The sequence below is a fragment of the Bacteroidales bacterium genome (genome assembly GCA_013141385.1).
In the GTDB taxonomy this organism is placed as follows: domain Bacteria; phylum Bacteroidota; class Bacteroidia; order Bacteroidales; family Tenuifilaceae; genus UBA8529.
In genome coordinates this window covers 60,355-73,284 of sequence record JABFRB010000045.1, presented here as the reverse complement: position 1 = coordinate 73,284, position 12,930 = coordinate 60,355, and the positions used below count along the sequence as shown (strand labels likewise).

Genomic DNA, 12,930 nt, shown 5'->3' with positions numbered 1-12,930 from the left:
AATTGACAACTATAACAAATGTAATAGCTAAAGTGTCATCATAAAATCAGTTAGATTGGCATTTCTATCAAGTCCTAATTTTTTACGTATCCGATAACGACTTATTTCAACGCCACGAGTACTGATATTCATCAATATTGCTATTTCTTTACTGGAAATATTCATTCTTAGGTATGCACATAAACTTAATTCACGAGGCGTAAGATCAGGGTATCGTACTTTAAGTTTTTTGAATAAATCTTCATGTACTTGCTCTACGTGCATATTAAAGACTTGCCATTGTTTCTCATTATCGATTTCTTTACCAATCCTTTTTAAAGTTGAAGTTACATAATTTTTCAGAGTATCATCATTTAGGGTGTTTTTTATTTTATTGAGGTCATTCTTTAATTTATGGAGGATTTCATTCTTTTGAATAATGAGCATAGAAGAGTTGGCAAGTTCCTTTTCCTTATGAATCATTTCTAGATTAAGTTTTTCATTTCTCAATCTAATCATTTCTTTCTCTGTAATCAGTGCGTCCTCCTTAAGGAGTTGTTCGCGTTGTTTATATTTTTCTTTCTGTGCTTCTTTTTCCTTTAACCTAGATTTTTCAATACTTGTTAAAAAAAATCTATAGGATAAATACAGGATAGAAACTATTATTAGAAAATATATAGACCATGCATAAATAGTTCTATACCAAGGAGAAAGAATATGAAATTGGTAGCTAAGAGTAGGAGTTGCTATACCTTGAATTGTAAGAGCTTTAAGTTTAAAGATATAGTGACCATCTGGTAAGTTTGTATATTCTTTAGAATTTTTTAACGACCATGATGACCATTCTTCATCAAAATCTTCCAATTTGAACTGAAATAATACTTCTTGTTGTGTAAATTGGTTAGCAGCAAAAGTAATCGATATCCTATTATTTATGAATTTAAACTTAGGTACAACTATTTGTTGATTATATGTACTATTAAAGCGATATGTACCCTCTGATGTATCACTTGATTGTAATTTATTTATATAAAGAATTGGTAAAAAACTATAATTCTTTAATTGCCTTGAATTGTAATGAGCAAAGCCACCTTCTAACCCAATTATTACATCATTGATATTCAATGCATTAATATGACCATAGGAAGGGATGAGCATCCGTGAGAGTTCAACAAATGGTGCAGAAATATTTTTATAGGTACCATCCTCCTGAAAACGTAAAACACCTGGTTGTTGATTATTATAATACCAAACATTATTAGCATTATCCTGATTTATGTAGTCAATTTGTTTTAAGTCAGGTATCAGTTGATTGAATTGCAAATCTTGTTCAAATTTATCATTGGACCAATTGTATTTGAATATCCCATTGCGAGTTCCAACCACTATTCCTGATTTTAATTTAAAAATTGTATTACCCAGATCAGAAGGAAGCCCACTTTTACTGTCATAAAAATGCAAATCGATAACACGTTGTAAATCAGCATCAAGTTTTAATCGAAAAAGGCCTTTATACCCATGGCTAACCCAAATATATCCCTTTGAATCTTCTTCAAGATAGTGTGATGATTGGTCATAACCTGATAACTCATTTCTGTAAGACCACATTAATCCTTCTCGCTTTAATACTGATATCCCAGAGTAGTTGCCAATAAGAAGAAAAGGTTCTTTCCTGTTTAACTTAATGATATTCCATCCTCCGGATACAGATGATATTTTTACAGCTACTTTATCTAGAATCTGAAAAACACCAAAATTATGTCCACATAGGAGCGTATTGTCAATAATAGCAAGCGACCAAACTTGTCCCTCCGTACCTTCAATCAAATGAAAATCTTCTTTTTTCTTAAGAGGATTGATGAAGTCACTCCATAGAATATAAAAAAGACCCTGATTTGTTCCCAAATAAAGTTTGTTACCAAATCGAGCAGAAGAGTATCCGGAACCAATATTAAAATAGTTCTGTATATAAGTCAATGAAGAATTAAAATGTATTATTGAAATACCATTATCTAATCCCAACCAAATGTTTCCTACTTGATCACTTCCAACACATAACACAGTGTTGTTAGATAGTCCACGCTCTTTATTAATTTCATATATTACGTTGCCAGTAGTGTCTGAAACTATAAGTCCGTTTTGAATCGTTCCGAAAGCAAAATACTTTTTATCTATCAGGGCACCAGAAAATATTTGGTACTTTTTAAGCAATGTGTTAACTGGTTTGTTCCAAACAGAAAGTTTTTCTCCGTCATATTTGAAGACTCCGTTTTTTGCAGTTCCAATGATTACCTGATCATCATTTAGCGGAAGAATGTTCCAAATCTGTGTTCCGGCAAATGTAGACCCTTCAGGAATCTGTCGGACTTTACCTTCTCTGCATTGCATTAACCCTTGCACTTCATCGTATACCCAAAGGATTCCATTAACATAATAGGAAAAATGAAACTTAGATCTTGGGTATACAATATCCATTTTTTCCTGGTTGTAAATAAAAATTGCCTTGAACGATTGGAACACAATGCCGAAACTAGTTTTATGTATGCGCCAGATTTCGTCAAAATCATTAATACGATTATTAAGCAGAGGAATTAATGAATGGTATTTAAGTATTCCCTCAGTTTCTTCCTCGTAATATCCTAATTTATTAAATCCACCAACATAGATTCGCTTTCCATCAATACACAATGAACGGTTTACTATACCCATATCATTATATACATTCCAATGAGCACCATCATATTCAATGAGACCATTATTATTTCCAAAATATATCATACCATTAGGTGCTTGGGCAACAGACCAGTTCTGTGTTCCTCCCAAATATTCTGATCGGTTAAAATTATGAATTCCAGGTAAACCAAAACTCTGAGCAGATGCTTTATCCCCCAATAGAATTATTATTAAAATGCCAAACAGATAAATTTTCAACCTCATAATAATTACTTCAGAAGTAAGATGTTTAATGATTAAAATAAAGCCAACTAAATATATATATTATATTGTAATGTAGCATCAAAAGTATATAAAAAGGAAGCCTTTCAGATACAAGAAAACGTTACACTTTTTAAATTTTAGATTTTTTCGACATTTAATTCAATAGTATAATATGCTAAAAAAGAAGAATATTGAATATTGATTAGAGGTAATTAAAAACTAAAACTTCAAAATTATTTTTAAAAGATAAAATACTTATTATAAAAAACTGTGCTGGTTCTTTTTTTCAAAACATCTTTTTTCTATCTTCAAAAATTTAATTTGAAGCAAATTACTAATTAGAAATCAATAAAAATCATGGGACTAAAATTTGAACTAGGTTGGATCGATTACGCCATTATGTTGATATACTTTATTTTCGTTCTGGGTATTGGTTGGGCACTTAAAAAGTATATGAAATCGGCATCAGCCTTTCTTGAGGCTGGGCGCTCTATGCCAGCATGGGTTGCAGGACTTGCATTTATATCAACAAACCTTGGTGCATTAGAGGTTATGGGAATGACCGGTTCTGGTGCAAAATACGGGATGTTAACCACGCATTTCTATTGGATTGGAGCTATCCCTGCAATGATATTCCTTGCATTATTTATGATGCCTTTTTACTATGGCTCAAAAGCAAGATCGGTACCTGAATACTTAAAACTTAGGTATGATGAGAAAACACGAGGACTAAACGCCATTCTATTTGCAGTAATGACCATTCTCGCATCTGGTATATCAATGTACGCATTAGCACTTTTAATGGAAACAGTATTAGGTTGGAATTTTCATTTAAGCCTTATGTTATCAGCTGTAATCGTTTTGGGTTACACATACCTTGGTGGACTTTCATCGGCTATTTACAATGAGGTTCTACAATTTTTCATTATTGTTATTGGGCTATTACCTATCGTTTTTTTAAGTTTAAAACAGGTTGGAGGCTGGTCAGGCTTAGAGCATAGCCTTGCACCAATTGTTTCTGCCAAAGGGTATGCTGCCGATACATTTACTACAACATGGAAATATACAGGTGCAGCAAAATCAAATCCGCTTGGTGTTGAATGGTATGGCATTGCTGCTGGTTTAGGTTTTGTTCTTTCGTTTGGTTACTGGTGTACCAACTTTCTTATCGTACAACGTGCCATGGCCGCAGAATCAATCAACGCAGCAAGGAAAACTCCTTTGATTGGTGCCATTCCTAAGATGTTTATCCCTTTCCTCATTATAGTTCCCGGTATTGTAGCCTTAGTATTAATGAACGATCCTACGACTGGTTTTTCAATTATGGTAGACGGGAAAGCCAACTACGACCTTACAATCATTATGCTTTTAAAGCAATATCTACCCACTGGAGTATTAGGGCTTGGTATTACTGCATTGCTTGCATCCTTTATGTCTGGTATGGCAGGAAATGTTTCAGCATTTAATACAGTTTGGACCTACGATATCTACCAAAGCTACATTCGCCCAGCAACTGGCAATAAAGATGCTGATGATAAACATTACCTAAAAGTTGGTCGTTTGGCTACAATCTTTGGGGTTGTTGTTAGCATTGCAGCAGCTTACCTAGCAGGATTGTTCGGTAACATCATGGACTTCCTTCAAACAATATTCTCAATGATTAATGCGCCATTATTCGCTGTAATATTCCTAGGAATGTTCTGGAAACGCACCACTGGTCATGCAGCCTTCACAGGCTTACTAGCAGGTTTCTTGGTTGCATTATTGCATCACGGTTTAACAGTACCCGAAGGAGCAACTACCTTAGTTAAGGGTGGTTGGATAGGTGTAGTTCATACATATCCCGTTGAGATGGCTCAAAACTTCTGGACTGCTATATTTGCATTCACCACAAGCGCATCACTAACAGTTATTCTATCACTAATAACTAAAAAGATTAAATCTGATGATGAGCTCATCGGTTTGGTCTACTCAATGACTCCTCGCAGTAAAGTTATTGTTAAGGAGTGGTACAATCGGCCTGTAGTATTGGCATCGATTGTAGGTATTATTTGTGTTATTTTAAGTATAATCTTTTGGTAGGAGGAAAATATTATGGGACTTGATATTAGATTTCCAATAGGGCTAATGTTTACAATCTTTGGATTTATTCTTAGCATCTACGGATTATTCACAAATTCAGACTCTGAGATGTACGCTAAATCACTAACCATCAATATCAATTTATGGATGGGTGTATTCATGCTTATTTTCGGGGGTATTATGTTTTACTTTGCAATGAAAAAAGTACTAAAGAGAAAGATTTAATGCTCCTCAATGGTTAATTCCATTGAATGCAATCTGTAACGACTATACATGAGAGGGTGTCTCGGACTTTTGAGACACCCTCTTTTTATTAGTACTCCTAAACTTTTAAGAAAGGATTTTGGTTTATTCGTCCCAAGAAAAAAACCCCCTTCCCCCTTAAAAAAAGGGGGTATAACAGCGCATTGGGTTTGTTATGATTGTTGTTATTTAGAGTAGAATTTTATCCGTTAATTAATTTACCTCCCTTAATAGAGAAAGAGAAACCTCCTGTACAACTCTGTTATAGCCCCTTTTCAAGGGGTTGGGGTTTGATCGTCCTAGCATTATATCGCATTTTGCGATAAGGACTAACACCCTTTATGCAATAGCTATTCCACAAAAAAGAAGAAGAAGAAACCTCCCAACCCTCCTTAAGAAGGAGGGCTAATTGAGCGTTGCGTTAACAATGATTTTGGGAAATAAAGAGTAATGTTGTAGTATCTGTTATTGCCCCTTAATTTAAGGGATTGGGGTTTTTATTTTCAAAGGGATTGGGATTTTATTCATCTAGCAACACCCATTTGCTATTATATCGCATTTTGCGATAGGTACTAACACCCTTTATGTAATAACTATTCCACAAAAAACACAAAGAAATCACAAAAACACAAAGCAAACACCCATTTACACCGAAAGGAAGAAGAGGAAACCACCGTATCACCCTGTTATAGGAGGGTATCTCAAAAGTCTAAAAACAACTCTCCTTTCTCTCTGTGCATCTCTGTGATTTCTCCGTGATCCTCCGTGTAACAATATTTAAAAGTTCCACAGAGGACTTTTACGACAGCCTCTTGGGGTTTTTATTTTTAAGGAATTGGGGTTTTATTCATTCTAGCATTATATCGCATTTTGCGATAGGTACTAACACCCCTTGTGTAATTGCTATTCCACAAAAAACACAAAGTAAACACCCATTTACACCGAAAGGAAGAAGAAGCCACCGTATCACCCTGTTATAGGAGGGTATCTCAAAAGTCTAAAAACAACTCTCTTTTCTCTCTGTGCATCTCTGTGATTTCTCCGTGATCCTCCGTGTAACAATGTTTTAATAATTACACAGAGTTCCACAGAGGACTTTTACGACAGCCTCTTGGAGTTTTTATTTTTAAGGGATTGGAGTTTTATTCATTCTAGCATTATATCGCATTTTGCGATAAGGACTAACACCCTTTGTGTAATAGCTATTCCACAAAGAAACCTCCCAACCCTCCTTAAACAAGTAGGGCTAATTGGGCGTTGTAATGGGATTGATTTCTGGTGAATGGGTTGAAAAATAATTCATGCTTTTACAAAAATCTGTTTTACCCCCTATTTTTAGGGGGCAGGGGGTAAATTTTAAAAAAAACTCTCAACCCTCCTTAAGAAGGAGGGCTAATTGGGCGTTGCGTTAACTATGCTTTCGGGAAATAAAGAGTGGAGCTGTAGTATCTGTTATATTAAAATTACCTTTCCAACCCATTCCTAATAGAGAAAGAGAAACCTCCTGTACAACTCTGTTATAGCCCCTTTTCAAGGGGTTGGGGTTTGATCGTCCTAGCAATATATCGCATTTTGCGATAGGGATTAACACCCTTTATGTAATAGCTATTCCACAAAAAACACAAAGCAAACACCCATTTACACCGAAAGGAAGAAGAGGAAACACTCTGTAAAACCATGTTATACATAAAACCTCCCAACCCTCCTTAAGAAGGAGGGCTAATTGAGCGTTGTAATGGGATTGATTTCTGGTGAATGGGTTGAAAGAATACTTACTCCTATAAGGAAATCTGTTATAGCCCCTTAATTTAAGGGGTTGGGGTTTTTATTTTCAAAGGGTTGGGGTTATTTTTCATAGGAATAGAACTATTACTACTTCTATCAACCCTATCGGTGCTGTCCCGTAGGGACAATATATCGGTAAATCCAAAATCACACCTCCACCTCTTTAAATCCCATCGGGATGGAATTGTATTTGGGTGAGTTTAGAAGGCGGAAGATATAAGTGCATACAATTTCATCCCTAGCTGGAGAAAATCTTTACCAAAAAAAAGACGATCCCTACCGATACAAGGATGATCCCTACCAATGCAAGGATGTTCTTTACCAAAACAATGATGATCTCTACCAATACAAGGATGTTCTTTACCAATACATGGATGTTCTTTACCAATACAAGGATGTTTTGTTCCAATGCAAGGATGTTTTGTTCCGATACATGGATGTTTTGTTCCGATACATGGATGTTTTGTTCCGATACAAGCATGTTTTGTTCCGATACAAGCATGTTTTGTTCCGATACAAGGATGTTTTGTTCCAATACATGGATGTTTTGTTCCGATACATGGATGATCTTTACCAATACAAGGAGAATAGCAATATAACCACCAGAGAATCATTCCTAATTATCCCTGAATAGCGAGTATTCCAGCATTAACCCGATGGGTTTAGGGCGGAATTACTCCAACACATCGTAAAGCGAAACGGGATTGGGTTTGATTGGCGCATGGTTGGTGGTGAAAAAGCTATATTCCCCCATGATTAGGCAAATCTCCCGAAGGAATAGCTATGGTGTGGTGTGATACAGGATTGAGCTACGGGCTATTCCTTCGATTTCATCGGGGGTTCACATTTTTGATTCCGTGGAAATGTGCAAAAGGGTGTAATTCTGTTTAATTATTCAAGGAAAAATGTTAGTTTTGATAAAGATTACCAAAAGGTACACAATACATTCCAATATGGGTTTATATATGTACTTATAATGCATAAATAAACGAGTTGTGTGTAATACTAAGAGGATGAGAGACAATAATCATGTACCAATAATTATCGGGAATTGTAACCCTTTCAGAATAATAGAAAGAGAAACTGATAATTGGAATCCAACTATCGAAGAGATAAATGGAAAAGAATATGACTATGTCAAACTTAATCGTATGTCAACATTTATTGATATTGGATTAGCTCCTTTTTCTCTTGGGATTGGATTCGATGGAAGCCTTGTTTTGCCAGCAACAAAAGTTTTTTCAACAAAAGAAAACTCATTAGATAAGTTCAATCAGACATTAGGAATACTCTTATTAGGAGGAATCTATTCAGAATCTGTCCAACCCGACAATATTTCATATGGATTTTTAACTTTAGATGGATATATTAAGATTCATGGAGGAAGTACTGGATTAATTGCAGGTTTTCATAAATCCATTAGGACAAAACTTGTTGGAACAATGGATTCAATACTTTTATTAAATCCTGTTTCAATTTCAATAGATGAAATCCATAAAGCATATAAAAATGGGAAATCTATATTTGATAAGATCCCAAATCTTTCACCAAATATGCTATTAGATGGCACATCAAACTATGTTAGCAATCAATGGTCGGAAAGTTTAGTGTTTTTATGGACATCTATTGAACAACTAATAAATCAGATTTGGGAAAAGGAAATTGTTGACAAAGAAATCGATGGTATAATTGAAGGAAGAAAAACCTTTCTAAAGGATTTTAGAACATGGACTACTTCAACAAGGATTGAAGCATTGTTTCAGAAGGGTTTTATTCCAATTGAAGTTTACAAATTATTGAATTTAGCAAGAAAGACAAGAAATGATTTTATTCATAATGGGAAACAATTAAATAAGGAAAAAGTAGATAATGCCCTAGTTGGCTTGTTTGAATTAATTTCATTAATAGTAAGTGATTACAAATCTATTAATGAATTGTCTGAAACATTAAATGTTATCATTAAAAATCAAAGAGGCGAGTTGTTCCCAAAGAAAACAAGATTTGAAAAAAACGAAGTTACACATTGGTTAGCAATACCACCTTTACCTGGCGATTCACATTGGGGTGACAAGGAATATGAAATTATTGATGATTTATCGTTAAAACCATTAAATGACAAATAAAAGTACTACACACAATCGAGTACGGCTCCGCCAGCCAGAGTTGAGGAAATAACGGAAAATAATGCATTAGATATTATGACCTTGGCTTCACTGTTTCATAGGCGACTTGATAAGTCACAAAAAATAAGAAATATATAAAAAATAAACTTTTTATAAAGTCAATAATATAAATAAAAAATAAATATTAAGATTATGATAAATGTTGGAATTCCTAAGAACTTATGTGGGGTTTATGTAAACCAGAATGTTTATGGTTTAAAACCTCCTTACAAAAATTGTAAAATAATTTGTCCTCCAGATAAACCCCACGGTTTAATGGATTGTGTTTTTAACGGAACACTTGAAGAGTGTGAAGCTTTTGTAAAAGAAAATTGCGAATGCAACAAGTAAATATTTGAAAACAACCGCTAACAAAACAAAAGGGTTATGAAATTTAAATTAAAAACAAGTCAGGGCCAATTTGAAATTGGATTTGTTGATATGTATGAGTTAGAATATTCCAAGAAAGCTACTTGCGTTATTAATTATTTGCCTCAGTTTAAAGAGATAAAAACTCAAAGTATTCATGTGACTTTATTACTTGAAGGTAAAAAAGGTGATTGGTCTGACGGTGAGATTAAGGAAATGCTCAATGATATGGGCGAATATATTAAGATTAACGAGTCTGCAAAATTTAATTCAGGTGAAAAATTAGATTATTTTAATACTCAAATGTTCTATATTTCAGAATTAACAGATTTTGAATTACTTAATCATGGAGATTTTTCATATAGATAATGGATTAAAATAAATAAGTACGAACCCCTAATCGAGTAGACGACCCCCGCTCGTCGAAGTTTAGCGAAGCGTAACTTCATCGTAATTAAATAGCGGTCTTAGACCGCACCAATACCAAATTAAAATTCCCCAGCAAAGCAAAAACACAAAAGGAGCAGACACTTTTGTTTTTTTCATCTCCAATTTGATATAATATAGAATATGGTTGTTTTTTAAAATCCCAAAAAAGGCAAAATTGCTTTTTGATAATTTAGAATAAATTACTAAGTTTGAGAAAAAAGTTAAACAAACAGGATGTGTTTTAACATCCATGATTTAGGGGTATAAACAAACCTTTGGTGTGGGTGTAAACAAGTTAGCGTTCATTAAAAAAAAGTGCAAATGAAGAGCACTGAAAATAAAGACATGAAATAATGAGCTTCATAAAAATTGATAAATCCAAAAACATTATTGCAGGTAGAGATGTCTATTCTGATGGTGATATGGTAATGGGCAACAAAAAAGTGGAAAATATAACGCCACAGGAAAGCAATAAACAAACAGAAAAAGGAATTCTATCCCTTTTGAAAAAAGGTTGGAAGCTTATTGTTGGTATAAGTGTTATTTTGGGAATAATAGTAAGCATTTTTGTTATTACAGAATATATAACAAATAAACAACCGATTAAAACGCTAACAGTTGATAGTCTTGCAGTTGTTGATACCCCTGAAGATACTCCTAAAAATGTTATTTTGCCTACAATAAAATATGATGACAAGATTATTAAAGATGTACAAAAAAAACAAGAAAAATCAGGAAAGAAAAAAGAAACTCCTCAAATTTTATCTGAAAAAATTTGTGAAATAGGTGAAGCTTATGGTAAGATAGATTCAACATGGGCATGGAAAAATGCAAAAGAGGATGCCGAAAGAAAATTGTTTCAACACCCAAAATTAAAAAAATATGATGTGTCCGATATGGTTTATGAAATTGATTCTAATCAAAGTTTCTCAAAACATCGAGCCCCACCTAATGATGGAATATATGATGCAAGAGTGGTAGTGTTTGTAAATACCAGCAATTTAAAAATTAAAGAATAAAATAAAAGTATTATGAGTAGTAAAATTTTAGGAAATAGCATTTTAATCTATTTTTCGCTTTTTATTTTAATTGATTTACATGCACAAACACCATGTTGGGTTAGCAAAACCCCTGAATGTAAAGACAATAATTTCGTATATGTGACGGGGCTTGGTTTTGATAGCAATCTTGCAATAGCAAAAAATAAGGCTGAAGCAGAAGCTATTAAAACATTTATTGTAGAAATAAACGGTACGCAAATGGAAGATGCCACTTACAATGAAGTACTGATAAATGGATTAGAAAAACTTAAAATCAAAGGTAGATCAGTACAATTCAAAATCAAACGACAAAATTTTGATGCTGTGAGAAATGTTTACTATGTACTCATTTTATTCCCACGAAATTTTGCGAGAGAAGAGATAAGAAACAGCCTTCTTTTTCCCGATGAAATATTATGCGATGATAAAGATGAGCAAAGAAAGGAACAAATTCAGAAAAGAGAAGAAGAAGAGCAAAGACAAAAACAGGAACAATATCGGAAGAAAGCAGAAGAACGCCAAAGAAAATGTGAAGAGAGTCTCTATTGCAAGTATTCCAATCAAATATATTTTAATGGGGTGGGTGGTACTGTTTACGGTAAGGTAATAGGAATAACTTTAGAAGGGAGGCACGGTAATATTTTTGGATTTGGTTGGCAAGGCACCTATGGTTTAGATTTAGAAAAATATGCTGGCTTCCGAGGAGCAATAGGAGTTAAAATATATCCCTTTAAAAGTTTATTTTTATCTGCAAACTATGGTACAGTAGAAATGGAAAAGTCTGAAATGCAAAATACAAATGAAGGTCATTTTTTCTATAAAGACCCAAATTCTATGAGATGTGATTGGTCGTATCTTGCAGGGTTCAATCTTATAAGTGCAACAGGTATGACACTGAGTCTTAACGGAGGTTATTTTCGTGATAGCGAAAGCAGATGGACATTCATTTGGGGTATCGGAATTGGCATAGGTGGTATAATAAATTAATTACTATTATGAGAAAATATTTGTTATGTTGTGCAATTTCACTTTTATGTTTTTCTTGTGTAGAAAATGAAGAAAAGTATCTTGAGGGTAATATTAAAACAATAGAAGTTACTGATATTAAGACCACTTCTGCCGTAGTTGCTGGAAATTTGGATATTATTTCCAACAGAAATGCTTATGCTTATGCCTATCCTTATGAAAATGGCATTTGTTATTCGACAACGAGCCATCCTACAACAAATGATTTTAAAATAATTGGAAAACGGATTTCGACAAATGGTGGCTACATTATTACTGTGGATAATCCTCAAGAAGGAAGTTTCACTGCAAGTCTGACCAACTTACAGAAGAACACTACATATTTTGTTCGAGCTTATTCATTGAATAAGTTCGGTACATTTTATGGGAATGAACTCAATTTTCAAACCTTGCTCATTGATTCAAAGCCACTTTCTTTTTATACATTAGATAACATAATGATAGACTCTAGTGATAACAACGTGGTAAATGATCCTACTTGGGAAGAAGCAAACTCTTATTGCGAAAATTCCGTTTTAAGCGGTTACACAAATTGGCGATTACCTACAATAACAGAATTAGCAAAAATGTTTGGTAAAAAAGAAGAAATAGGTGGATTTAATACATATTATTATAGTAGTCTTGGTTATCCGTATTACTGGAGTCGCACTCTTGGTCATGTAGAAGATGGTGCTTGGGGTGGACCATATTATTACTATTATGCAGTTAATTTTAACATTGGACAACAAATTGAACTTTCCAGTACTGATGGTGGTGTGACTAACAGAACATATTGCCGTTGTGTCCGAGATACATTATAGATTTACATTTTGAAGTAGCCCCCCCCGCTCGGCATTCTAAGACATAAGCAAATAAAATAGAATAATTGTTGTACATTT

The 12,930-nt window shown here is 33.9% G+C and carries 10 protein-coding genes; 8 read left to right on the top strand and 2 right to left on the bottom strand.

The genetic code is table 11. From position 1 onward, the window contains the following. Positions 1-27 precede the first annotated feature (27 nt). Positions 28-2,916: a hypothetical protein gene (locus tag HOO91_20540; GenBank protein NOU19955.1), complete on the bottom strand. Its 2,889-nt coding sequence runs from the start codon at positions 2,914-2,916 to the stop codon at positions 28-30. 357 nt (positions 2,917-3,273) lie between these two features. On the opposite strand from HOO91_20540, the gene HOO91_20535 reads away from it, so the two are divergent. Continuing rightward, positions 3,274-4,998, top strand: coding sequence for a sodium:solute symporter family protein (locus tag HOO91_20535; protein NOU19954.1), 1,725 nt, complete (start codon positions 3,274-3,276; stop codon positions 4,996-4,998). 12 nt (positions 4,999-5,010) lie between these two features. Then, entirely contained in the window at positions 5,011-5,223 is a 213-nt protein-coding gene (locus HOO91_20530) for a hypothetical protein (GenBank protein ID NOU19953.1), read from the top strand. Between the two features lie 2,003 nt (positions 5,224-7,226). Here HOO91_20530 and HOO91_20525 read toward each other — a convergent pair. Continuing rightward, positions 7,227-7,640, bottom strand: a complete 414-nt coding sequence (locus HOO91_20525) for a hypothetical protein (protein ID NOU19952.1) — start codon at positions 7,638-7,640, stop codon at positions 7,227-7,229. A gap of 399 nt (positions 7,641-8,039) precedes the next feature. Here HOO91_20525 and HOO91_20520 point away from each other — a divergent pair, with 399 nt between their 5' ends. The 6 genes from HOO91_20520 (at position 8,040) to HOO91_20495 (ending at position 12,852) form a co-directional block, all read left to right on the top strand. Beyond that, a complete protein-coding gene (locus tag HOO91_20520) occupies positions 8,040-9,149 on the top strand; it encodes a hypothetical protein (GenBank protein NOU19951.1) in 1,110 nt (369 codons plus the stop codon). Positions 9,150-9,341: 192 nt separating this feature from the next. Next, positions 9,342-9,539 carry a hypothetical protein gene (locus HOO91_20515; protein ID NOU19950.1) on the top strand — a complete coding sequence of 66 codons (198 nt, stop codon included), beginning with the start codon at positions 9,342-9,344 and terminating at the stop codon, positions 9,537-9,539. A 36-nt stretch (positions 9,540-9,575) separates the two neighbouring features. Further along, entirely contained in the window at positions 9,576-9,926 is a 351-nt protein-coding gene (locus tag HOO91_20510) for a hypothetical protein (protein ID NOU19949.1), read from the top strand. A 413-nt stretch (positions 9,927-10,339) separates the two neighbouring features. Further along, complete coding sequence (locus tag HOO91_20505; protein ID NOU19948.1) at positions 10,340-11,005, top strand: hypothetical protein; 666 nt, start codon at positions 10,340-10,342, stop codon at positions 11,003-11,005. Between the two features lie 12 nt (positions 11,006-11,017). Continuing rightward, a complete protein-coding gene (locus HOO91_20500) occupies positions 11,018-12,013 on the top strand; it encodes a hypothetical protein (protein ID NOU19947.1) in 996 nt (331 codons plus the stop codon). Positions 12,014-12,021: 8 nt separating this feature from the next. After that, positions 12,022-12,852, top strand: coding sequence for a DUF1566 domain-containing protein (locus HOO91_20495; protein ID NOU19946.1), 831 nt, complete (start codon positions 12,022-12,024; stop codon positions 12,850-12,852). The last annotated feature ends 78 nt before the right edge of the window (positions 12,853-12,930 follow it).

What these genes read in the sequence shown, in the direction of transcription:
- HOO91_20495 (NOU19946.1), top strand. Translation starts at nt 12,022, where the DNA reads ATGAGAAAATATTTGTTATGTTGTGCAATTTCACTTTTATGTTTTTCT.
- HOO91_20525 (NOU19952.1), bottom strand. Translation starts at nt 7,640, where the DNA reads ATGATTCTCTGGTGGTTATATTGCTATTCTCCTTGTATTGGTAAAGAT.
- HOO91_20500 (NOU19947.1), top strand. Translation starts at nt 11,018, where the DNA reads ATGAGTAGTAAAATTTTAGGAAATAGCATTTTAATCTATTTTTCGCTT.
- HOO91_20530 (NOU19953.1), top strand. Translation starts at nt 5,011, where the DNA reads ATGGGACTTGATATTAGATTTCCAATAGGGCTAATGTTTACAATCTTT.
- HOO91_20520 (NOU19951.1), top strand. Translation starts at nt 8,040, where the DNA reads ATGAGAGACAATAATCATGTACCAATAATTATCGGGAATTGTAACCCT.
- HOO91_20505 (NOU19948.1), top strand. Translation starts at nt 10,340, where the DNA reads ATGAGCTTCATAAAAATTGATAAATCCAAAAACATTATTGCAGGTAGA.
- HOO91_20515 (NOU19950.1), top strand. Translation starts at nt 9,342, where the DNA reads ATGATAAATGTTGGAATTCCTAAGAACTTATGTGGGGTTTATGTAAAC.
- HOO91_20535 (NOU19954.1), top strand. Translation starts at nt 3,274, where the DNA reads ATGGGACTAAAATTTGAACTAGGTTGGATCGATTACGCCATTATGTTG.
- HOO91_20540 (NOU19955.1), bottom strand. Translation starts at nt 2,916, where the DNA reads ATGAGGTTGAAAATTTATCTGTTTGGCATTTTAATAATAATTCTATTG.
- HOO91_20510 (NOU19949.1), top strand. Translation starts at nt 9,576, where the DNA reads ATGAAATTTAAATTAAAAACAAGTCAGGGCCAATTTGAAATTGGATTT.